The sequence below is a fragment of the Roseibium aggregatum genome (genome assembly GCF_014692675.1).
GTDB lineage: Bacteria > Pseudomonadota > Alphaproteobacteria > Rhizobiales > Stappiaceae > Roseibium > Roseibium aggregatum_C.
Genome location: NZ_JABFCZ010000025.1, coordinates 40,105 through 62,164 on the forward strand (window position 1 = coordinate 40,105; position 22,060 = coordinate 62,164).

At 61.0% G+C, this 22,060-nt stretch carries 22 protein-coding genes; 12 read left to right on the plus strand and 10 right to left on the minus strand.

Annotation, left to right across the window (positions count from 1 at the left end):
• Nucleotides 1-33: 33 nt before the first annotated feature.
• Nucleotides 34-1,161 carry an NADH:flavin oxidoreductase/NADH oxidase gene (locus tag HK439_RS20730; RefSeq protein ID WP_190293393.1) on the minus strand — a complete coding sequence of 376 codons (1,128 nt, stop codon included), beginning with the start codon at nucleotides 1,159-1,161 and terminating at the stop codon, nucleotides 34-36.
• Nucleotides 1,162-1,281: 120 nt separating this feature from the next.
• Between HK439_RS20730 and HK439_RS20735 the strand changes: the two genes are divergently transcribed.
• A complete protein-coding gene (locus tag HK439_RS20735) occupies nucleotides 1,282-2,139 on the plus strand; it encodes an alpha/beta fold hydrolase (protein ID WP_190293394.1) in 858 nt (285 codons plus the stop codon).
• Between the two features lie 342 nt (nucleotides 2,140-2,481).
• Here the strand turns inward: HK439_RS20735 and HK439_RS20740 are convergent, their stop codons facing one another.
• Nucleotides 2,482-3,819 (minus strand): NAD(P)H-dependent oxidoreductase, encoded by a 1,338-nt coding sequence (locus HK439_RS20740; RefSeq protein ID WP_190293395.1) that lies wholly within the window; start codon nucleotides 3,817-3,819, stop codon nucleotides 2,482-2,484.
• Nucleotides 3,820-3,958: 139 nt separating this feature from the next.
• On the opposite strand from HK439_RS20740, the gene HK439_RS20745 reads away from it, so the two are divergent.
• From HK439_RS20745 to HK439_RS20755, 3 genes are all read left to right on the plus strand, one after another.
• On the plus strand, nucleotides 3,959-5,317 hold the full coding sequence (locus HK439_RS20745) for a DUF2157 domain-containing protein (RefSeq protein ID WP_190293396.1): 1,359 nt from the start codon (nucleotides 3,959-3,961) through the stop codon (nucleotides 5,315-5,317).
• Nucleotides 5,314-5,868 carry a GDYXXLXY domain-containing protein gene (locus HK439_RS20750; RefSeq protein WP_190293397.1) on the plus strand — a complete coding sequence of 185 codons (555 nt, stop codon included), beginning with the start codon at nucleotides 5,314-5,316 and terminating at the stop codon, nucleotides 5,866-5,868. Before HK439_RS20745 ends, HK439_RS20750 begins: the two co-directional genes overlap by 4 nt.
• 87 nt (nucleotides 5,869-5,955) lie before the next feature.
• Nucleotides 5,956-7,008, plus strand: a complete 1,053-nt coding sequence (locus tag HK439_RS20755) for a class I SAM-dependent methyltransferase (RefSeq protein ID WP_190293398.1) — start codon at nucleotides 5,956-5,958, stop codon at nucleotides 7,006-7,008.
• A gap of 7 nt (nucleotides 7,009-7,015) precedes the next feature.
• Here the strand turns inward: HK439_RS20755 and HK439_RS20760 are convergent, their stop codons facing one another.
• The gene (locus HK439_RS20760) at nucleotides 7,016-7,813 is read right to left on the minus strand and encodes a pyrroline-5-carboxylate reductase family protein (RefSeq protein WP_190293399.1); all 798 of its coding nucleotides are present in this window, start codon (nucleotides 7,811-7,813) and stop codon (nucleotides 7,016-7,018) included.
• Nucleotides 7,814-7,931: 118 nt separating this feature from the next.
• Here HK439_RS20760 and HK439_RS20765 point away from each other — a divergent pair, with 118 nt between their 5' ends.
• On the plus strand, nucleotides 7,932-8,630 hold the full coding sequence (locus HK439_RS20765) for a pseudouridine synthase (protein ID WP_190293400.1): 699 nt from the start codon (nucleotides 7,932-7,934) through the stop codon (nucleotides 8,628-8,630).
• A 35-nt stretch (nucleotides 8,631-8,665) separates the two neighbouring features.
• On the opposite strand, the gene HK439_RS20770 is transcribed toward HK439_RS20765, so the two are convergent.
• Entirely contained in the window at nucleotides 8,666-8,941 is a 276-nt protein-coding gene (locus HK439_RS20770; RefSeq protein WP_190293401.1) for a YrhB domain-containing protein, read from the minus strand.
• A gap of 282 nt (nucleotides 8,942-9,223) precedes the next feature.
• On the opposite strand from HK439_RS20770, the gene HK439_RS20775 reads away from it, so the two are divergent.
• Complete coding sequence (locus tag HK439_RS20775; protein ID WP_190293402.1) at nucleotides 9,224-9,970, plus strand: SMI1/KNR4 family protein; 747 nt, start codon at nucleotides 9,224-9,226, stop codon at nucleotides 9,968-9,970.
• Nucleotides 9,971-9,992: 22 nt separating this feature from the next.
• Here the strand turns inward: HK439_RS20775 and HK439_RS20780 are convergent, their stop codons facing one another.
• Together HK439_RS20780 and HK439_RS20785 are read right to left on the minus strand one after the other, a co-directional pair.
• The gene (locus HK439_RS20780; RefSeq protein ID WP_190293403.1) at nucleotides 9,993-10,370 is read right to left on the minus strand and encodes a hypothetical protein; all 378 of its coding nucleotides are present in this window, start codon (nucleotides 10,368-10,370) and stop codon (nucleotides 9,993-9,995) included.
• Between the two features lie 112 nt (nucleotides 10,371-10,482).
• The gene (locus HK439_RS20785; RefSeq protein WP_190293404.1) at nucleotides 10,483-12,300 is read right to left on the minus strand and encodes an ABC-F family ATP-binding cassette domain-containing protein; all 1,818 of its coding nucleotides are present in this window, start codon (nucleotides 12,298-12,300) and stop codon (nucleotides 10,483-10,485) included.
• A 175-nt stretch (nucleotides 12,301-12,475) separates the two neighbouring features.
• Between HK439_RS20785 and HK439_RS20790 the strand changes: the two genes are divergently transcribed.
• Entirely contained in the window at nucleotides 12,476-12,973 is a 498-nt protein-coding gene (locus tag HK439_RS20790) for a BA14K family protein (protein ID WP_190293405.1), read from the plus strand.
• 9 nt (nucleotides 12,974-12,982) lie between these two features.
• Here HK439_RS20790 and HK439_RS20795 read toward each other — a convergent pair whose 3' ends face one another.
• Nucleotides 12,983-13,753, minus strand: coding sequence for a GntR family transcriptional regulator (locus HK439_RS20795; protein ID WP_190293406.1), 771 nt, complete (start codon nucleotides 13,751-13,753; stop codon nucleotides 12,983-12,985).
• Between the two features lie 401 nt (nucleotides 13,754-14,154).
• Nucleotides 14,155-15,210, minus strand: coding sequence for a dipeptidase (locus HK439_RS20800; protein ID WP_209011965.1), 1,056 nt, complete (start codon nucleotides 15,208-15,210; stop codon nucleotides 14,155-14,157).
• A 163-nt stretch (nucleotides 15,211-15,373) separates the two neighbouring features.
• Here HK439_RS20800 and HK439_RS20805 point away from each other — a divergent pair, with 163 nt between their 5' ends.
• Nucleotides 15,374-16,114, plus strand: coding sequence for a L,D-transpeptidase (locus tag HK439_RS20805; protein ID WP_190293407.1), 741 nt, complete (start codon nucleotides 15,374-15,376; stop codon nucleotides 16,112-16,114).
• A gap of 56 nt (nucleotides 16,115-16,170) precedes the next feature.
• Here HK439_RS20805 and trhA read toward each other — a convergent pair whose 3' ends face one another.
• Both trhA and HK439_RS20815 read right to left on the minus strand, forming a co-directional pair.
• Entirely contained in the window at nucleotides 16,171-16,821 is a 651-nt protein-coding gene (gene trhA / locus HK439_RS20810) for a PAQR family membrane homeostasis protein TrhA (RefSeq protein ID WP_190293408.1), read from the minus strand.
• Between the two features lie 91 nt (nucleotides 16,822-16,912).
• A complete protein-coding gene (locus HK439_RS20815) occupies nucleotides 16,913-17,623 on the minus strand; it encodes a GntR family transcriptional regulator (protein WP_190293409.1) in 711 nt (236 codons plus the stop codon).
• Between the two features lie 157 nt (nucleotides 17,624-17,780).
• On the opposite strand from HK439_RS20815, the gene dctP reads away from it, so the two are divergent.
• The 4 genes from dctP to HK439_RS20835 all read left to right on the plus strand — a co-directional run bounded on the left by dctP (nucleotide 17,781) and on the right by HK439_RS20835 (nucleotide 22,059).
• Nucleotides 17,781-18,770: a TRAP transporter substrate-binding protein DctP gene (gene dctP / locus HK439_RS20820; protein WP_190293451.1), complete on the plus strand. Its 990-nt coding sequence runs from the start codon at nucleotides 17,781-17,783 to the stop codon at nucleotides 18,768-18,770.
• A 135-nt stretch (nucleotides 18,771-18,905) separates the two neighbouring features.
• Nucleotides 18,906-19,391, plus strand: a complete 486-nt coding sequence (locus tag HK439_RS20825) for a TRAP transporter small permease subunit (RefSeq protein WP_190293410.1) — start codon at nucleotides 18,906-18,908, stop codon at nucleotides 19,389-19,391.
• The gene (locus HK439_RS20830) at nucleotides 19,388-20,704 is read left to right on the plus strand and encodes a TRAP transporter large permease (protein ID WP_190293411.1); all 1,317 of its coding nucleotides are present in this window, start codon (nucleotides 19,388-19,390) and stop codon (nucleotides 20,702-20,704) included. The genes HK439_RS20825 and HK439_RS20830 overlap by 4 nt, the downstream gene beginning before the upstream one ends.
• Nucleotides 20,701-22,059, plus strand: coding sequence for a malonyl-CoA decarboxylase (locus HK439_RS20835; protein ID WP_190293412.1), 1,359 nt, complete (start codon nucleotides 20,701-20,703; stop codon nucleotides 22,057-22,059). Before HK439_RS20830 ends, HK439_RS20835 begins: the two co-directional genes overlap by 4 nt.
• The last annotated feature ends 1 nt before the right edge of the window (nucleotide 22,060 follow it).

Sequence of the window (22,060 nt, forward strand, 5' to 3'; positions counted from 1 at the left end):
AGAAAGCCGGATGCGGCGGAGTAGGTCCGCCGTTCAGTAGCGCCCGGTGCTCTCCCGGCGCTTGTTGAGCCACCAGCCGTATTGCTTCGGCCAGGTCGCGAACGCCTTGTCGTCTCCAAGCGTGTCGGCAGCGTGGACCGGCCAGTTCGGATCGGAGAGCGCCTCGCGTCCGATGGCGATGATGTCGGCGCTGCTCTCGGCGAGGATTTCCTCCGCCTGGACCGCCTCGGTAATCAGCCCGACCGCCTGGGTCAGGATGCCTGTCTCGCGTTTTATCCGCTCGGCATAAGGCACCTGGAAGCCCGGAGGCGGCGGGGTGCGGCCGGCTGTTGCAGGGCCGGCGATGCCTCCCGACGAGCAGTCGATGACATCGACGCCGCGGGCCTTCAGTTCGCCTGCGAGCCAGACGCTGTCGTCCAGGTTCCAGCCGTCCGGTGTTCCATCCACCGACGAGATGCGCACGAACAGCGGCTTGTCCTCCGGCCACTCGGCACGCACCGCTTCGACCACCTCGAACAGCGCCTTGGCCCGGCCTTCGCGGCTGCCGCCATAGGCATCGGTGCGCTTGTTGGAATGGGGCGACAGGAAGCTTGCCAAGAGATAGCCGTGGGCGGCGTGGATTTCGGCCACGTCGAACCCGGCCCAGTGCGCCCGGCGGGCCGCTTCAACGAAGTCCCGGACCGTATCGGCAATATCCTGAGCGGTCATTTCATGGGGCACCAGCCAGCCCTCGGCCATGGGAAGCGGGGAAGGGGCGACGGTGCGCCATGCCATCTCGCCCTTGGCGAATTCCGTCTCCGTCAGGGCGGCGTTGCCTTCCCACGGACGCTGCATGGAGGCCTTGCGGCCCGCATGGCCGAGCTGGATCGCCGGCACCGAGCCGTGGGCGCGCAGGAACGCGGTGATCCGGGCAAGGGCAGCAGCATGCTCGTCCGACCAGATGCCGAGATCGCCATGGGTGATCCGGCCGTTGCGGTTGACGGCGACGGCCTCGGTGAAGATCAGCCCCGCGCCGCCCTGGGCGAACTTGCCCAGGTGAACCAGGTGCCAGTCATTGGCCATGCCGTCGCCCGCCGAATACTGGCACATGGGCGACACGGCGATGCGGTTCTTTAAGGAAAGCGACCGGAGGGTGAGAGGCGAAAACAGTCGGGATGTCATTTGAGCTCGCGAACGGATTGAAAAGCTTTGCGGTTTCGTAGCAACCTAGCGGTCAATTCACCCGCAGGAAACGGGAAAACTGTTGTGCATTGCTGATGCATATCAGGCAGGGAGGCATAAATGGCAGAACAGTCCACAGGCATCGTTTTTATCCACGGCGCCTGGCACAATCACGAAACATGGGACTATGTCCTGCCCTTCCTGAAGGCGCGCGGCATTGTCACCACGGTGTTCGACATGCCCGGCGCCGGCGTCAACGCCAAGCTGCCCGCCTCCTTCCTGAAACGTCCGCTGGACAAGCAGGCCTTTGCCACCGAGCCGTCGCCCAATGCCGGAGTCACCCAGGACGAGCGCACCGAATTCGTGGTCGGACAAGTTCGCGAGACGGCGGAAAAATGCGGCGGCAAGGTCGTCATCGCCGGTCATTCGCTCGGCGGGGCGACCGTTTCCCATGTGGTCGAACGCGTACCGGAGCTGATTTCGGCGGCCGTCTATATCTCCGCCTTCCTGCTGCCGCCGGGCATGCCGCCGGTGGCCATGATCAGGGATGAGGTGATGGCCGATGCGCTGGTGCCGGGGCTGTTTGCCGCCGATCCGGCAACGATCGGTGCGATGCGCGTCGACTTCCTCTCCGAGGACCCGGACTATCGGGCCCGTGTCCGCGAGGCCTATGCGGGCGATGTCGGTGAGGACATGTTCAACAAGGCCATCGCCCATTTCCACTGCGACGAGCCGGCCCAGGTCACCATCGTGCCGTCACCGGTCACAAAGGAGCGGTTCGGCACTGTGCCGCGCCACTACATCCACTGCACCGAGGACCGGGCAGTCACACCGGCGGGTCAGAAGAAGATGATCGCGCTGATGGATGCGGCCATGGGCAACAAGACCACCGTTCATGTCATGGCGACGAGCCATTCGCCTTTCGATGCTGACCCGCAAGGGCTGGCGAGAATCCTTGGAGATATCGCACTCGGCTGAGCCAGGGGATGGACCCAATGGTGTCCGGTATAACGACGTGTCTTGAAATTCCGGCTTATCCGCTTGTTTTCCTCTCCCCCCTTGAGGGGGAGATGTCTCCGTCAGGAGACAGAGGGGGGTATAAGACCCTCGGAAAATTCGGCTTTTCAGAAAATGCGGTACCGTTTCACCCCCCTCTGTCCGCTGTCACGGACATCTCCCCCTCAAGGGGGGAGACGGGAGTGGGCGGGACCGTTTTTCGTGTCCTCTCTACTCCTGAGGGCGAATGCCAGCGATATGTCAAATACTTGGAGAAAGACTTCATAAGTGGACACGCAGGCAGTGAGTATGGACCTGTGAACCTCAGCCGAATTCCTTTTCCATCTTGCGCCGGAACAGATAGGCGCTGTCGCTTTCGTCGAGGACAACGTCGCCCCAGGTGAGCATCTGGCCTTCGGCAACGTCACGGGTGAGCTTGACGTTGTGCGACAGGCCGAGCGGCAGGTAGCCTGCGGCAAGCGACGCGGTCGCGGGGCACTGCTTGCCCCAGACGGTGAAGCCGCCTTCGCCGTCGAGCATCTCGCCGGCCGTCATGGATTTCTTCGCCGTTGCGACCACGTCGGAATGGAAACCGACGGCCGTGCCGGTCGGCTCGCCGCGCAGGGCGGCAGACGCCACCGACCAGCCGAGCTCCATGCCGATCATGTGGGTCGGGCGGTAGAGGGCGGCGAACTGGCCGCTGTCGTCTTCCAGCATGTGATACTCGGTGAAGCACTGGCGGGCGTAATCGGTCTCCGCCTCGATCACCACATAGGTGCCCATGGCCAGATGATGCGGCACGTCGGTGCCGTCCCGGTAGAGGGAAGAGACGACTTCCGTGGTTCCCGTGCGCGTCAGCGTGCCGCCGTTCGTCTTCGGCTTGCATACGGACGAAAGCTCGAACCGGGTTGCGGGCGGAAAGGCAAGGCCGTCGTCCTGGGGGATCAGACCGGTGGCATTGCACACCGCCGTCATCTCGATCCCGGACTTGGTGCCGTCCAGGAACGAGTTGAACATCTTCAGATTGATCTGGTTCGGGTCCTTGAGCGCCAAGTAGGTCTGCAGCGTGTCCCAGACCGTGTCGGGCGTCAGGTGGTGATAGCTCGGCAGGTAGCGCGTGCCCTTGCCCGCGCAGACCACCTTGAAGCCGCAGGCGCGCGCCCAGTCCACGTGGTCGGCAATCAGCGCCGGCTGGTCGCCCCAGGCAAGCGAATAGACCAGCCCCGCCGCTTCCGCGCGCCGGGCCAGCAGGGGACCTGCGAGCGCGTCCGCCTCCACGTTGACCATCACCACGTGGCGGCCGTTCTCGAAGGCCATCAGCGCATGGCGGATGCCGGCCGCCGGATCGCCGGTCGCATCGATCAACACATCGAGCCCGTCGGCGGTGATCAAGTCCTCCGCACTTTCGGTGATGAAGGTGCGGCCCGACTGGATCGCGGCCGGGAAGGACGACGTGTCGGTCTGCTCGTCCGGCCAGCCGGCACGTTTCAGGGTTTCGCGCAGGCGGGACGGGTTCAGGTCGGCAATGCCGAGGATATGGATGCCCTTCGTCAGCCTGGCTTGCGTCAGATACATGGAGCCGAACTTGCCGCCGCCGATCAGGCCGACGCGGACAGGGCGGTTTTCCTCGGCCCGCTTGGCGAGCTGGCGTGACAGGGTCATGATTTTCCTCCCGGACGGCATCGTTGTCGGTGCTTGAGAGTGCCGTTTCTGCGCCTATTCGAACCGGCTTCAATCGTGCTGTCAACGCGTCCCGTTCCGGGATAATCTGTTTTTCAAACAGGGAAAAACGGGAGCGTCGATGCTCGACGTATTTTACAAGAGACGCCTGAAACACGACCTGGAAACCTGGGTCGAGCGCGGCTGGGTCGGGTCCGCAGGGGCGGCACATATCCTGGAGGAAATCTCCACCGGCGACGGCCGTTCGCGCCTGCCGATGGTGCTCGGCGGCATCGGTGTCGTCTGCATCGCGCTGGCGCTGGCCGCCTTCATCGCCGCCAACTGGGGCGGCATTCCGAAATACGTCAAGCTCGCCGGCATCGTCGCCATGATCCTGGCCGCCCATGGTCTCGCCGCCTGGGCGTCGAATGCCGGCCGCAAGGGCGTGGCGGACCTGGCGACCGCCTTTGCCACGCTGGTCTTCGTCGGCGGAATGGCGCTGGTCGGCCAGATCTTCCATCTGCCGGCGGACTGGGTCGGCGGGGCCTTTCTGGTCTGCCTCGGCGCGCTCGCGGCCGCCTGGATCACCGGTTCGAAGGCGTCGCTGATCGTGGCCGCGGTCGCCGCCATCAGCTGGCAGACCGGACGCCATGATTATGGTGTTTTGACGGTCCAGCAGAACCTTGTCGGATTGGCTTTGCTTATTGCCGTATTTCCGCATCCGGTCGTCTATCCAAACCGATTGACGCGCTGGGCGGCCATGTCGCTGTTGCTCGTGACTTACGGCAAGTGGCTGATGGATACCGTCGATATCTTCCGCCACGGCGATGACACCTACACTGCGATCGTGATCCTCGCTGGTGCCGGCTTGTCCGCCTGCCTGATCCAGCTCGGCCAGGTCGCCGATCTGGCGGTGAAATGGGCCGGAGACGCTCCGCAGAAAAGCCATGGCCGCTGGCTGATGCTGATGTCGATGCAGGATGTCGGCTTCGCCATCCTGTCGGCGATCCTTGCCCTTGTCCTGGTGATGCAGTCGGATCTGGAAAACGCCAATCTCGTGGACGCCGCGATGAGCCCGCCGGCGGCCGCCGTGCTGCTGCTGGCTTTGGCCCTTTGTACAATCGGACTGCTGCTGTCGTTCAAGACCGGCAAGGCGCGCTCGTTCTTCGGCGCGGTTCTTCTGGCTCTTGTCGCCGTTATCCTGCCAATCGCCATGCAGAACATCATTCTCGTGTCGGCCCTGGTGCTGGCGGCCCTGGTCGGCCTCAGCCTGGTCGGCACGCTCTACAACAACGCCTTCTGGACGCTGTGCGCCTATGCCGGCCTGACGGCGGTGGTGCTGTGGCTGCTTGACGAGACGATCGGATCGCTGCTCGGCCAGTCGGTGTTCTTCCTGATCGCGGGCCTGCTGTTGCTCGGCATGGCCTATGTGGTCACCCGGGTGCTGCGCCGGCAGCGAGCTTCAGCGCAACCTGACGCAGGCGGGGAGGCGGCATCATGAGCCTCCCGCAGACCTTGCGCGCTCCCTTTCTCCGCTGGGGACTGCTGGCGCTGATCCAGCTTGCCCTGATCGCCGTTCCGCTCGCCGACCGGTTGGCAGTTCAGATGAACGGCCAGGAGGTCGTCCTCAACCTCAGGCCCGTCGATCCGCGGGATCTTCTGCGCGGCGACTATGTCATTCTCAGTCTCGAAATCAGCCGGGTGGAGAAGACGTTGCCCGGCGCCGATCAGGGTCTGAAGTCGGGTGAGACCGTCTATGTCGGGCTCGAAATCTCGGACGACGGCGTCGCCAGGCCGGCGAAGATCGCCCGGACCCGTGAAGAAGCCGGTCCATTGGCCATTGAGGGCAAGATCGGATACGGCTCAGCCGGGCAGGTTCAGGTCGACTACGACATCGATGCCTTCTATCTGCCGGAGGGCGAGGGCAAGGAGATCGAACGGCTTCCCGCCAAGCGGGTTCAGGTCGTCGTTGCCGTTCATCCGGACGGACGCGCCCTGCCGCTCCGGCTTCTGGTCGACGGCAAGGAATTCAAGTCCGACGCCGCCTTTTGACCTTTGACCGGTCCGCGTTTATGAGAGCGCTGTTTTCCGCAGTGCCGATCACCGCCTGTGGCGTTTGTGTGAGATTTTTCAGAACCGATGTCCGATCCCGCGTTTGAGACCCTGATCCTGCCGATCGAAAACGGCGACATTCCCTATTCGGGAAGCGAGCGCATCTTGTTCCTGCGGGCGCGGATGCACCCGGCAATGAAGCTGTTTCATGAAGGGCAGGTGATCTGCGAGCAAAGCTTCGCGCCCGAGCGCGACCGGCTGGAGGCAGGCGGCTTTTCCGTGGTCGATGAGACGGACGAAACGGACTTCGATCTGGTCTTCATTCTTCCCGGCCGCCAGCGCCAGGAAGCCCGCGCCGAACTCGCCCGCGCGGCGTCGCTGGTCAAACCCGGCGGCTGGGTGGTGGCCGCCGCCCTCAACACCGAAGGCGCCAAGACGCTGGCAACCGACATGGCGTCCCTGTTCGGACCGGTCGATCAGCTTTCCAAAAACAAGTGCCGGGTGATCTGGATCGAGGAGACCAGCGCCGACCTCGACAAGACCCTCAAGGCCGAATGGGCCGCGCTCGACGCGCCGCGCCCGATCCTGGACGGCGCCTGGGTCAGCCGGCCGGGCATTTTCGCCTGGGACCGGATCGACCCGGCCTCGAAGCTGCTTGCAGATCATCTGCCCGACACCCTTTCCGGCAAGGGCGCCGATCTCGGTTGCGGTTTCGGCTTTCTCGCGCGCACCGTTCTGGAACGGGCGCCGAAGGTGAGCGAACTCGATCTCTACGAGGCGGAAAAGCGGGCGCTGGATCTCGCCCGGGAAAACCTGAAGGCCTTTTCAGACACGAAGATCCTGCACGGCATCTGGTCCGACGTCACCCGAGGCCTTGAGGGAACCTACGACTTCATCGTCTCCAACCCGCCGTTCCACCAGTCCGGCAAGGCCGGCCGCACCGACGTCGGTCAGGACTTCATCCGCGCGGCCGCTGCGGGACTGAGGATCGGCGGCGTCTTCTACATGGTCGCAAACCGCCATCTGCCCTACGAGGCGACGCTGAAGGAGGCCTTCCGCGACGTGGAGATGATCGCCGACGAGGGCGGTTACAAGGTGATCCGTGCCGTGAAGGGCGCAATGAAGGCCAAGGAGCGGTAGCTCCCGTTCACCCCATCTGCCGGGTCTTCTCCACGGCCGCATCGAGAGCGGCCGCGATGGCGTCCGCGATATCCGAGGAGGCCATGGCGTTCAGCCCGGCCGCGGTCGTACCCGCATAGTCGATCATCTGCTGCACATGCCCGCCCGGCGTCATGGTGCTTTCCGCCAACATGTGTCCGGCTGCGAGAAAGAGCTGGCGAATGGACTTGTCGGCGACAGCAGGGTCGATGCCCCTTGTGACGGCATAGTCGCTCATGCAGGCGGCAAAATAGGCGACGAAGCCCGGAACCGGGCCGGTGATCGCGGTGAAGATCTCGATCTGGGCCTCGTCCGGCACCTCGTCGGTGGCACCACAAGCGCCAAACAGCGTCGTGATCGTGTTCCGGTCTTCACCGGTCACGGCTGCACTTGTGGTCCACGGGGAATAGGCGAGGCTGAATTCCGCCGCCGGGCTGCTCATGGCGCGGACGACGCGGACCGATCCGGTCAGTTCCTGAAGCTTTTGCAGCGATACGCCCGCCATGACGGAGGCGACCAGCTTGTCCCCGGCATTGATCCCGATCGCCGGCGCATCCTTCGGCGGCACCGACAGAAGAACGGTATCGCAGGCTTCGACAAGCTCCTGGTTGTTCGTCGTGATGTGGATCGCAGGATAAGCCTCGAACCCGGCGGAACTGCCGCTGCGGTTGGAAATCCAGAATCGCTCCGGCGCGACGGTTCCGGACCTGAGCAGCGCATGGGCAATCGCGCGTCCGAGCATGCCCGAGCCGCCGATAATCCCGACTGTTCCCATGGGTGTGGTCATCCCGATCCCTTCTTTGCTGTCCTGAAGACTTTCCGATATAGAGCCCATTAAAGCGGACAGGGCCCCGGGATGCCACTCTCCCCGGAACAGCCGGAAATCGAAAGCGGTCGGAATTCTCATGCGTCTGGTCAAACTCATCGCCAATCTCGGCTACGGCAGCCGCAAGGAAATCCAGATGGCGATCCGTAACGGCTGGGTCACCGACCGGGACGGCAATCCGCTGAAAGTGGACAGCAAGACGCCGCATGAGGACATCCTGTTCGACGACGAGCCGCTCGACCCGCCCGAGGGCATGGTGCTGCTGATGAACAAGCCGCTCGGCTACACCTGTTCCACCAAGGACCAGGGCCGGCTGGTCTACGACCTGCTGCCCGACCGGTTCCGGATGCGCAAGCCGGTGCTCTCCACCATTGGCCGCCTCGACAAGGAAACCTCCGGCGCGCTGCTCTTCACCGACGACGGCACCTTCCTGCACAAGGTGATCTCGCCGAAATCCGAAGTCCCCAAGGTCTACGAGGCCGAGCTCGACCGGCCGCTGAAAGGCAACGAGGCGGCGATCTTCGCCTCCGGCGAGATGATGCTGGAAAACGAACAGAAGCCGCTGAAGCCCGCCGAACTGGACGTCATCGACGACACCCATGTCCGCCTGACCCTCCACGAAGGCCGCTACCACCAGGTCCGCCGCATGTTCGCCGCCACCGGCAACCACGTGAATGCGCTGACCCGGATCCGCATCGGCGGTCTGGGGCTGGAAGGACTGGGCGAGGGGGAATGGAAGTTGCTCGGCGAAGAAGAGAAGTCGCGGATTTTCGGGTGAGGTTTCTCCCGTCATTCCAGACAAGCGCCACTGAATTAGAGTTGGCTGACAGCGTCTTCCCAAGGAATTGCGGTCGGCAAATAGTGGATCTTACCTTCGCGCATCACGAGTATCGGGCCATTTCCAGCGAGCTGAAATCTATAATTTCCAGTCCGCATGTATTCCTCGGAATTGTAGAAAAACACCCAGCCTTGGGCGATTTCTCGGGTTTCCTCTGAATATATCTCCACCGCCATGCCAATTTTTTCAGCTAATTGATCGATTTCCTTGCGGGCAAGATCGGTTGCGGCATCTCGGTTGATAGCGGTCATGATTAATTGCTCACGGCTTGGTGTGTCTTGCCGAGTAGATTGAAATGCGACCTGAACACACTAGGAAAATCTCTGATGATATGGAAACAAGCAATGCTGTTTGCTTGCAGGCCTTCCGAAACTGCGCGGATTTTCGGATGAGGATGGAAAGCAGTTATAACCCTGGTCCGCCGAGGACGTTTGCTGGCTTGGCAGGCAGGCAAATCCTCCAATAGGGTTGGAGGGATTATTCTTGCGAATTGGAACGACAATAAGCGCAATTTCAATGGGCGGAATATGGCAATGTCGGTGCTTCAGATAGATGAATTGAAACAAATCCCCGGCGTTAAATTCGAAGAACCAAATTCGAAATTGGCGGAAAATGATGGGGTTCTGTCTAGTGGATTTACTTTGCCAAAGGCCCATATGGACTTGCTGGCCATCTCAAATGGTATGTCGATATGCGACGGGTACTATAAATTATTTGGACTTTACAATGAGAAAAACAAAAATTTAGAGATATGGAACGAAAGAGAATACTGGAAATTTGCTTGGGAGGGGAGGGTAGATAATTTTTTGTGCTTTGCGACAACCGTATGGGGAGATCAGTATGCCTATAGAATAAGTTCGGTAGAGCAAGGTGAGGCAACACCTATATTTTTTCTGCACGCATTTTCGATGGAGGCTGATCTCATTGCGAATAGTTTTGAAGAGTTTTGGCAGAAAAATTTCATCAGAAAAGCAAAAGATCCCAATGATGAGATGGTAACCAAATGCAGAGCGAGCATTGGTCCGTTAGGTTGGGATGAATTTCTCGTATACAATCCACCGCTTGAATTAGGCGGGACCGAAGACGTTTCCTCACTCAGTAAAATGCAGCCCCGCCCAGCTATGATAATAAATGCAGATTTAGCTATGGGAATGGAAAAGCTGTCAGATGATACTGTTATTGAAGGGGTGGATACTTATGTCGATTCACTTGGTCGGATGAGCATTCGATATGTAACTTCGGACGCATCTCCTAAGAAATTTCCATTTAAATTCTGGTGAAGACAACAGCGACGATCTGATATTAGTGAAATTCAACGTCCAGTCTGTCGGCTTTCAAGCGGATACGTTTTCCATTTAGGTCTCCATAATCCCAAAGTAATAATTGGTCTTCAAATTCCAGCCCGCACTCCAATACAACTCCATTGAGTTGTCCGGTGATCCAATATTGAAAGCCGTCTCCGCATTTTTCAAAAGCTGGGGCAGATGCTGAAGCCTCTTCTATCTCATAGTCGTCATCTATTAGAAAGGGAGAGATCGTGACAGGGTATTGGCATCCGATTTCAATGAAATAGGGCAGAACACTTGCGAAACAGGTGAGTTCGTATCCGTCTATAAGCAATACGACCTCTTCCTCAATTGTTTCTCCGATGAATTGCACACGTGCATCGTATTTCTTCACAGTCACGGGCCCTAATAGGTTTTTTCCAAAAGAAATTTCTCAAAACTCGAGTTTGAGCTGGTCGAAGCTCATGCAATTGATCTCCGGAGACGAGAAAAATTCATGAAATTCTTTACCCCTCCATCTCCTCCTTCAGCATCTCCAGTTCCAGCCACTGTTCTTCCGCGGAGTCCTTTTCCGCAGTCAGTTCGGTGATTTGGGCCGAAAGCTTGGCAAATTTGTCCGGGTTCTTCGTGTAAAGCGCCGGGTCGTTCATGTCCTGCTGCAGTTGGTCAAGTTTTGACTCAAGGGCTTCAATGGTTTGCGGCAGGGTCTTCAAAAGGTGTTGCTGGGTAAAGGAGAGTTTCGACTTTGCGGAAGACTTGGCCGACTTTTCAGCCGCCGCCGGCTCTTCCCTGGTTTTCTTCGGCGCGGGCTTTTCCATCTTGCGCGCGGTCACGCCTTCGCCGCGCTGGCTAAGCATGTCGGAGTAGCCGCCGGCATATTCCTGCCATTTGCCGTTGCCCTCCGAAACGATGACGGAGGTCGCCACCCGGTCGAGGAAGTCACGGTCGTGGGAGACGATCAGCGCCGTGCCCTGGTAGTCGGCCAGCAGTTCCTGCAGCAGGTCGAGGGTTTCCAGGTCGAGGTCGTTGGTCGGCTCGTCGAGCACCATCAGGTTGGACTTTGCGGCCAGCGCTCGGGCGAGCATGGCGCGGGCCCGTTCGCCGCCGGAGAGCACGCCGACGGGCGTGCGCGCCTGTTCCGGCGAGAACAGGAAGTCCTTCATGTAGCCGATGACGTGCTTGGTCTCGTTGCCGACGACCACCGTGTCGCCGCGTCCGCCGGTGAGCACCGAGGAGAGCGTGTCGTTCGGGTTGAGGTGTTCCCGTTTCTGGTCGAGGGTGACCATTTCCAGGTTGGTGCCGAGGCGGACGGAACCGGTGTCCGGCGCAAGTTCCCCGGTGAGCATCTTCAAAAGCGTCGTCTTGCCGGCGCCGTTCGGGCCGACGAGGCCGATCCGGTCGCCACGCTGGATGCGGGTGGAGAAGTCTTTCACGATCGCCCGCTCGCCGTAGCTCTTGGAAATGCCCTTCGCCTCGATCACCAGCTTGCCGGAGACCTCCGCGTCCGTGGCGGCGAGCTTGGCGGTGCCCTGCGGCCCGCGGTGCTCGCGCTTCTGCTGGCGCAGGTCAGCGAGTTCGCGCACCCGGCGCATGTTGCGCTTGCGCCGGGCGGTGACGCCATAGGTCATCCAGTGTTCTTCGCGCTTGATCTTCTGGGCAAGCTTCTGCTGGTCGATCTCTTCCTGTTCGAACACCTCGTCGCGCCAGGCCTCAAAATGGGCAAAGCCCTTGTCGAGCCGCCGCGAAATGCCCCGGTCGATCCATACGGTCGCCCGCGACAGGTTTTCCAGGAAACGCCGGTCATGAGAAATCAGCACGATGGCCGACTTCAGGCCTTTGAGTTCCTCTTCCAGCCATTCGATGGCCGGGAGGTCGAGGTGGTTGGTCGGCTCGTCGAGCAGGAGCACATCCGGCTCCGGCGCCAGTGTGCGCGCTAACGCCGCCCGGCGCGCCTCGCCCCCGGAAAGGGCCTTGGGGTCTTCGTTGCCGGTGAGGCCGAGCACGTCGAGCAGGTATTGGCCGCGGTAGGGATCGTCGCCCGGCGCCAGCCCTTCGTTCACATAATCGAGCACGGTCTTGTAGGCGGTAAGATCCGGTTCCTGTGGCAGGTAGCGGATGGTGCGGCCCGGCTGGAAGAAGCGCTCGCCCGAATCCGCCTCGATCTGGCCGGCGGCGATCTTCAAGAGCGTCGACTTGCCCGAGCCGTTGCGCCCAACGAGGCAGATCCGGTCGCCTTCGGAAACGGAAAGCTCCGCGCCGGTCAGGAGCGGCGTGCCGCCGAAGGTCAGGTGAATGTCGCGAAGGGTCAGGAGAGGAGGGGCCATGAAAAATCGAATGCGTATCTGGATCGGGTATCGGGAATGCCGGGTGCCGACAGGAATACGATCCGGGCACCAGATTCAAGTGATTTCCTTATTCGCGCCGCGTTTTCGGCGTCTTGTGATATTCTAATTTCCTTGGGGCGGGGCAGTAGTGGCGTCCATGCTGTGGAGGATGGAGATGATACCGGCTGTGCATTCTCTGAACCGCAAACCCTGGCTGCGCAATGCGGCCCGAGTGGCAATTGCCGCGATCGGCCTTGTCGCCGTCAGCCTGTCTGCGGCTGAGGCAGGCGGACGTCATCATGGCCATTACTATCGGGGCGGCAATGACTGGGGCGGCGCTGCCGCTGCCGGCGTCATCGGCCTGGCGGCCGGAGCCATTATCGGCTCGGCCTTCTCAGGGCCGGGCTATTATGCCGGGGCGCCCTATTATGGCGGGCCGGTCTACTACGATCCGCCGCCTTACCGTTATCTGCCGCCGCCCTATCCCTACCGGTCCGAGGCCTATGTAAATCCGCCGCGCTACTATCAGCCGCGCTACTATCAGCCGAGGGCCTACCGGCCGGTCCAATGGTCGCCCGAATGGATCGCCTATTGCGCGCGCAAGTACAAATCCTTCAATCCGCGCACAGGCACCTACCGCACCTACAGCGGCCGGGTCCGCATGTGTCACTGAGGCTGGCGATCAGATCGCATTGTGTCGGGGCGTCACTGCTTTCCACAGCTTCTTCGGCGTCATCTGCGGCTCGCCCTGCGGGTCATTTTCAAACACGGCCGCGTAGATGCCGGGTGCCAGATTCTTGACCGACTGGGCGATATGGCGCTTCATCCGCCGTTTGGCAGCTTCTGTATCTCGGCGTTCGAATGCGTCCAGGATGTCGATATGCCGTGACCCCTCGTTTCGGTTCCATATGATCTTGCCCTGATGGGCAGAGACCATGTAGCGGTGCAGCTGCAGGAGCGCCCGGTGCAGGAACGGTTCCAGCATGGGCATTTCCGCCATTTCGAAGATGAAGCAATGCAGGCGCCGGTCGATCTCCGAGCAGGTGAAGACGTCGCGCTGCAACCGGCTTTCATCGTAGAGGTCCATCAGTTCCCTGAGATCGTCTATCTTGCCATCATCCGCCACCGCGACCGCGCGTTCGACGCCGGTGCATTCCAGGTGCACCCGCATCCGCGTCAGGATGATAGCTTCGTCCAGGGTCGTGCGGGTGACGAAGGTTCCCTGATAGCCGCGCCGGTCGACGAGCCCGCATTCCTGCAACCGGAGCAGGGCTTCGCGCACCGTGCCTTGCGAGCAGGAAAACTCCTGCGCCAGCGCCTGCTCGGTAATCGGGCATTCGTCCGTGAGATGACCCAGCACAATCCGGCGCTTCAGTATCTGGTGAACCGTATCCGATTTGCTCGTATTCTTCTGGGAATACAGCGGATTGGTGGCAATGTCGGCCAATGTCATCGGTCGGTCTGTCTCCTTTTAGATCCAGACTGCCATCCCCAAACCGCACACGCCGTATTTCCGGTCAAAAGCCGGTTTTTCTTCGGTCGCTTCGGTCTAATCCGGTCGATAATTCCTGATCGACGGATCGATGGGGCCGTGCAGATCCTCTTTCAAATTCGATGCACCAGGTTCCGAAGGCGGTTTTTTAGGAGCGGTCTTCCGGCTTTTATCCGGTAAAGCAGCGCTTTATTGAAATCGTTTGCCCACGACACTTGAATGCACCTGCCCGGAACGGACCTTCTTGCAGGTCAGTCCCGGTAATTATCGCAACTCATATCCAATGTTATTTTGGCTGCGAATTGGGACAATTACTATATTGGACTAGTCGATCACAAATTCGCGATTTCCTGAACGATCGATCAATTTTGCGTGTGCGACAATACGCGCAGCCAGTTTCTGTAGGACAGTTTTTCAACGAGATTTTCGCCGAAGCCGGCATCACGAAATGCCTGAACCAGTTTTTGCAGGCCGGAAGAATCGCCAAGATCTGCCGGTACCATGCAGCCGTCGAAGTCGGATCCGAGGCCGACGCGATCCTCGCCGAGCCGTTCCACCAGATAGGCCGCATGGCGGACGATCGTCTCCAGCGGCGTCGTTCTGTCGTGGCGTCCGTCCTCGCGCAGGAAGGCTACATGGAAATTGACGCCGACCAGGCCGTTGCTTTCCCGGATCGCGTCGAGCTGGCGGTCGGTGAGGTTGCGGGCGTTCTGACACAGGGCATGGGCATTGGAATGGCTTGCAACCAGCGGGTGGCGGCTCGTTTCCGCCACATCCCAGAACCCCTTTTCGGTGATATGCGACAGGTCGACCAGGATCCTGAGGTCGTTACAGGCCCTGACCAGCGCGCGGCCGGCGTCGGTCAGGCCCGGGCCGGTGTCCGGGGACGACGGAAAGGCCATTGGTACCCCGTCGGCGAAGGCGTTCTTGCGGCTCCAGACCGGTCCGAGCGAGCGCAGACCGGCCGCGTGCAGCACCTCGAGCGCGTTGAAATCGGTGTCGATCGCCTCCGCGCCCTCGATATGCAGCACTGCGGCAACACTGTCTTCGGCCATGGCCCTTTCGATGTCCGCAACACTACGACAAAGGGTAAACCCCCCGTCGGATTCCCGCTCAAGGCGTTGCGCCCGGGCCGCCATGCGCAGGGTGAAGCCGAGGGCCTCTGCTTGCGATATCTCGGCGTAATTGGCCGGATCGCTCGGGTTGAACGGCCTGGTGAAATCCTGATGGATGTTGGAGGGAACGAACATGGCGAACAGCCCGCCGGCGAATCCGCCTTCGCGTGCCCTCGGCAGGTCGATGTGCCCCTGTTCCGTGCGCTTGAAAAAACTGCGCTCCTTCCGCGTCCCTGCCTCGATCTCCAGTTTCAAAAGGGTGTCGTTGTGACCGTCAAAAACGGGGATCTTGTTCGAAGACAAAGGAAGGAACCTTGGGTTGGCGGGGAGGACAATCTTAAGACCTGTCTCTTATTTGTCGACATCGGTCTGAAAATTCCAGTCCGAATGCGGATCCTGCCCAGAAAGCTCTTGCCAACGGGCCGCAAACTGCGCATGAAAAAGCGAGGAAAACAGCGGAGCCATCATGCCGAGCGAATTTTACCCGACGAAAACGTCCCCAACGGCACCTTTGAGCAATCCGCTCAGCCGCCGCGCCCTTATGGGCGGCGGGCTGATGTTGATGGCGGTTCCGCTTTCCGGCTGCTATTCGGTCGGGCTGCATGACCAGCCGGACCTTCCGGACGAAACCTTCGACTACGCCTCCGCCTATGCGGCATGGCCGGACGGCGACTACACCTGGCCGGCGATCAACTACAAGTCGTTCGACCAGAAGTACTGGCGCCAGGTGGTCGACTACAAGTCCTACGAAAAGCCGGGCACGATCATCGTCGATCCCTATAATAATTTCCTTTACTGGACCCTGTCGCGCAAGAAGGCCCTGCGCTACGGCATCGGCGTCGGCCGGGCCGGCTTTGCCTGGTCCGGCGAAGCCCTGATCCGCGTCAAGCGCGAGCACCCGATCTGGCGTCCTCCGCAGGAAATGATCGCGCGCAAGCCGTCTCTCGGCCGTTACTGGGAAAAGGGCATGGAGCCCGGCCTGAAGAACCCGCTCGGCGCCCGCGCGATGGATCTCTGGCAGGGGCCGAAGGACACGCTGTTCCGCATCCACGGCACCAACAAGCCCTCCAGCATCGGAACGAAAGCCTCCTCAGGCTGCATCCGCATGTGGCAGCAGGACGTGATCGATCTGTTCAGCCGGGTTCCGCTGCGCACCAAGGTCATCGTTCTGACCAAGGAACAGGCTGAACAGCACCAGACTGTTTAACCGAAGGTTCCGGGTAACAACATAGAGCGGTCCGTGGTCGGGCCGCTCTTTTCGTGTCAGCTCGCCGTCACCGGCATAAGCGCCACGTCATAAAGCACCGCGCTGAAGTGACAGACGGCTGCCGCCAGCACGAAAGCGTGCCAGATGGCGTTCTGGAACGGCAGCCGTTTCCAGGCATAAAACGCCGTTCCCACCGTATAAAGCAGCCCCCCCAGCAGGATCATGCCGAAGCCGAAGCCCGACGCCTTGTCGAGCAGCGGTTTGAAGGCGAACACCACCACCCAGCCCAAAGCCAGGCACAGGGGCACGGTGATCCGGTCCACCCCTTTAAGGTACAGGAGTTTCAGGATCGCGCCTGCGAGCGCACCTGTCCACACGACGGCGAGCAGGATGCCGCCGGTCCAGCCGCCGATGATCATCGACGCCAGCGGCGTGTAGGTGCCTGCGATCATCAGAAAGATCGCCGCATGATCGAGCCGGCGCAACAGGCCCTGCTTTTTCTCCTTGGCGAAGATGTTGTAGAGCGCGGAGCAGATCAGCATGGCCATGAGGCAGCCGGTGTAGACGAACACGCTCACCTGCCGCCCGGTGTCGGGCGAATTCCACAAGATCGCAGCAAGGGTGATTGTGGCTGCCAGGCCGAGGCCGATGCCGATCACATGCATCGTTCCGTCGGCGATCTTTTCCGCAAGCGTTTCAATTCGCATGGCCGCTCCCACTGTTCGCGTTCAAGACATTTACGAGCGTGGGGGAAGCTCAAGGCACTTTCAAGGCGGGATCTTGATTGGAAATGCCTATTTATCCGGCAGCGCTGCGCAGCGGCTGTTCGGCCTCGGTTTCTTCGCGGTGGGAGGCAACCGAAGCGACGAAATCGTTGAAGCGTTCGCCCTGGATCAGGACGTGCTGCCGCAGGTGGTCTGCGGCCGCTTCCGCATCGCCACGGGCGATGGCGTCGACGATCTGCTGGTGCTCGCCCAGCGACATGGCAACCCGGTTGCGCACCCGAAGCTGCAGGCGCCGGTAAACCTTGAGCTGGTTCTGCAGGCTGCGCGCCTGATCGGCCAGGAAGCCGTTGTGGCTCGCCCTGTAGATCGCCTCGTGGAAGGTCTGGTTGGCGTGGAAATAGGCGTCCGGATCCCCGTCCTCGCAGGCGAGATTGCAGGCCTCGTGGGCCGCCTGAAGGTTGGCCAGCTCCCGGGGCGCAATACGCCGGGCGGCAAGCCGTCCGCACATGGCTTCCAGTTCCGCCATGACCTCGAACATCTCGATCAGCCGGGGAATGCCGATTTCGCGCACGAAGGCGCCCCGCCGCGGCCGGATTTCAACGAGGCCTGCGACCGACAGTTCGATCAGGGCCTCGCGGATCGGCGTGCGCGACACTTCGAAGCGGTTGGCAAGGGTGACCTCGTCGAGCCGGGTTCCGGCGGGATAGCGGCCGGTCGCGATATCTCCCTCAAGGGCTTCGCGTAAGGATTCGGCACGCCGGACTTTGCTGCGAGGTTTGGTCATGGCCCCAACTTATGCAAAAATCCCATTCTTGTATACAAAAAAGATTGACTCGCATGCGAGAGCTATGTTTGCCTTGACGTCGGCGGGAGACCGCCCGCGCGCAGACTTCCGCTCAAACAGGATGGCGCGCTAACGGGAGGATATTATGAAGACTTTTATGAAGACGGCGCTCGTCCTGGGCGTTGCCGTATGTGCCGCCGTGCCGGTGGCGAATGCTGCCGACATCACCCTGAAGGCCTCGCACCAGTGGCCGGGCGGAAAAGGCGACGTCCGCGACGAAATGGTGCAGATCCTGGCGCGTGAGGTGGAAAAGGCCAACGTCGGCGTCAAGATCCAGGTCTATCCTGGCAAGTCGCTGTTCAAGCCCAAGGAACAGTGGGGCGCCATGGTCAAGGGCCAGCTCGATATCTCGGCTTTCCCGCTCGACTATGCCTCCGGCCGCCATCCGGAATTCTCCGCGACCCTCATGCCGGGCCTGGTGCGTAACCATGACCGCGCACTGCGGCTCAACGATTCCAAGTTCATGAAGGACATCAAGCAGGTCATCAACGACGCCGGCGTCGTGGTGCTCGCCGATGCATGGCTCGCCGGCGCGTTCGCGTCCAAGAAAGAGTGCATCACCAGCCCGGACACCATCAAGGGTCAGGTGACCCGTGCGGCCGGTCCGGCATTCGAACAGATGCTGGTGGGAGGCGGCGCCTCGATCGCTTCCATGCCGTCTTCGGAAATCTACACCGGTCTGCAGACCGGCGTTCTGGATGCGGCCAACACCTCCTCCGGATCGTTCGTGTCCTATCGCATCTACGAACAGGTCACCTGCCTGACCAAGCCGGGCGCCAACGCCCTGTGGTTCATGTATGAACCGATCCTGATGTCCAAGCGCAGCTGGGACGGTCTCTCCAAGGAGCAGCAGGATGCCCTGATGGCGGCCGGCAAGGTTGCCCAGGAATATTTCGTCGGCCAGGCCAAGGGCCTCGATGACAAGCTGGTCAAGACCTTTGAGGATGCCGGCGTCAAGGTCGTCGAAATGTCCGGCGACGACTACAACGCCTGGCTCGCGATCGCCAAGGAGACCTCCTACAAGAACTTCGCCGAGAAGGTCGAAGGCGGTCAGAAGCTGATCGACGAGGCCCTCGCGGTCGAATAAGCGGGACCGATAATTTCCGGCCCGGCGCGATTGGCGCCGGGCCGGACGATCCTCAAGAACGACAATAACAGGCAGCCTTGCGGTGCACGGATCCCGTGCGGTCGGGGGAGGCTGCCGTGACTACGGATGTCTCGCATGACCGCCTATATCCGCTGGGTCTCCGCGCTTTCGCGTGGGGCCGCCATCATCTCGCTTCTGCTTCTGGCTGCGGCCATTCTGGTTGTGACCCAGATGGTGGTGTTCCGGTATTTCCTGAAGGCATCGACCTACTGGCAGACGGATTTCGTCACCTTCGCCCTGGTCGCGATGACATTCCTCGCAAGCCCCTATGTCCTCATGGAAAAGGGGCATGTGGGCGTCGATATCCTGCAAATGGCCGCCAAGCGTCCCTGGCGTGAGATCCTGCAGTCCCTTGCCGGGCTGATCGGCCTGATCTTCGCCGCCATGCTCGCCTGGTCCGGCTGGCATTATTTCGAGGAAGCCTGGAGCTACGGCTGGACGACCGATACCGTCTGGGCCCTGCCGCTCTGGATTCCGCTTCTGCCCTTGCCTGTAGGCATCGGCCTGATGGCTCTGCAATATGTCGCCGAACTGGCGAAAATCTGGGGAGCGCACGAATGAGCCCGCTTGTCTCCGGCCTTCTGGTCATGATCGGGCTTCTGGCCCTGCTCGGCATCGGCACACCGATCGCCTTTGCCCTCGGCTTCGTTTCCATCATGGCGCTGCTGATCGTCGATGGTCCCGGCAGCCTCTCCATTCTCGGAGAGACCTTTTTCGCAGGCCTTGCCTCCTTCGAACTGGTCTCCATTCCCATGTTCATTCTCATGGGCGCCGCAGTCGCGTCGTCGCCGGCCGGCAAGGATCTCTACGAGGCGCTCGACCGCTGGCTGAACCGGGTGCCGGGCGGCCTGGTCCTGTCCAATCTGGGCGCCTGTTCCATCTTCGCCGCTCTTTCCGGATCGTCGCCGGCAACCTGTGCTGCCATCGGCAAGATGGGCATTCCGGAAATGACCGACCGGGGCTACCCGAACGAGATCGCAGCCGGGTCGATCGCAGCCGGCGGCACGCTCGGCATTCTGATCCCGCCGTCGATCACCATGATCGTTTACGGCATTGCCACGGAAACCTCGATCGGACGCCTGTTCATCGCAGGCCTCCTGCCGGGGCTCATGCTGACCATCCTGTTCATGGCCTGGACGATCTTCGAGTGCAAACGCCGGGGCGTGGGCCTGTCCGCACTGACCGAACGCTTCACCATGAAGGAACGCTTCGCCGCATTGCCGCGGGTGCTTCCCTTCCTGACAATCATCGCCGGCATCCTTTACGTGCTTTACGGCGGGGTCGCCACGCCGTCGGAAGCCTCCGGCGTCGGCGCTCTGCTGTGCATCCTGCTCGTGGTGGTGATCTACCGGATGTGGAGCTTTTCCAAGGTCACGCGCATGTTCCGCGACACCTTGAAGGAAAGCATCATGATCATGATGATCATCGGTGCGTCGGAGCTGTTTTCCTATACCCTGTCATCGATGTTCGTCACCCAGTCGATCGCCGGCTGGATCGCCGACCTGGACGTCAATCGCTGGGTCCTGATGGCGGTGATCAACCTCTTCCTGCTGTTCGCCGGCTTCTTCCTGCCGCCGGTCGCCGTCATCCTGATGACCGCGCCGATCCTGATGCCGATCATCCTGCAGGCCGGCTTTGATCCCTACTGGTTTGCCGTGATACTCACGATCAACATGGAAATAGGTCTGATTACGCCTCCGGTCGGTTTGAACCTATATGTGATTAACGGGATCGCTCCGAACATCACGCTGGCGGAAATCCTGCGCGGATCGATTCCCTACGTGCTGTGCATGGTGGTCGGGATCGTGATCCTCTGTCTGTTTCCCGGCATCGCCACATGGCTTCCGGAACTCATGCTGGGCAAGGCCATATGAATACAAGCTTCTTCGGCGAATTGCTGTCATCCATCACGGAGCAGGGGCGGGCACTGCTTGATGCCCGCCGGAACCGGAACTCCGGCATTCCGGTCGTCGAATTGTGCGAACAACTGCTGTCGGGACGGGGCGAAGCCTCCGGGGTCGCCATCGCCCAGGATGTGCTGACGACCTATGCCGGACTTGGAAGCGAAGCCAGACAGGCGTTCTTCATGGCGCTTCTGGATCGCTTCGGCCCTGATCTGGATCTTGTCCGGCAAGCCGCCGCGGAGCTTCAGGAAACGCCGGACGATCCGGCGGTGCTCAGGCATTTGCATGCGGTTTCCGAACCGCGCCGGCAGGAACTGATCCGGCGTTTGAACCTCGCACCCGGCGGCACCCGTGCTCTCGTCGACATGCGTGCCGATCTCCTGGACATTTTGGCGGACCACCCGGAATTGCGGGAAGTGGACCAGGATTTCGAGCACCTGTTTTCGTCCTGGTTCAACAGGGGATTTCTGGTGATGCGCCGGATCGACTGGTCGACCCCGGCCTCCATCCTGGAAAAGATCATCAAATATGAAGCCGTGCACGAGATCTCCGGCTGGGACGATCTGCGCCGGCGTATCGGGCTGGAGGACCGGCGGCTTTACGCCTTCTTCCATCCCGCCCTTGTCGATGACCTTCTGATCTTCGTCGAGGTCGCGCTCACCCGGGACATTCCCGGGGCTATTGCCCCGATCCTGGCAGAGGAACGGGCAGAGATAAGGGCGGAAGAGGCTGCCACCGCGGTCTTTTATTCCATATCCAACTGCCAGAAAGGCCTGCGCGGCATTTCCTTCGGCAACTTCCTGATCAAACAGGTCGTCGAGGAACTGCGCCGGGAGCTTCCCGGTCTCAAGACGTTCGTCACCCTGTCTCCGGTACCGGGCTTTGCCCGCTGGCTTTCCCGGCAGCTGAAGGCCGAAACGGACGTGGTGTCGAACGCGCTGGCTCCGGAGTTGTCCGACGAATTGCAGCAGACCGACTGGTTCCTCGATCCGGATGTGTGCAAGCGCCTGGAACCGGCGCTATCAGGCCTTTGCGCGCATTATCTGACCCGCGAAAAGGACCGGAAGGGCCGGCCGCTCGATCCCGTTGCCCGGTTCCACATCGGCAACGGCGCCCGGCTGGAGCGGGTCAACTGGCTGGGCGACATTTCACCCAACGGTCTCGCCCAGGCGCATGGCTTCATGGTGAATTATCTCTATGAACTGAGATATATAGAGCGGAATCACGAAGCCTATGCCGAAACCGGAGCGGTCGCCTCCAGTTCCCAGGTCCAGAAACTGATCAAAGCCGTTCCCCAAAATAAAAGTCTGCAGCCGGTGAGTTGAG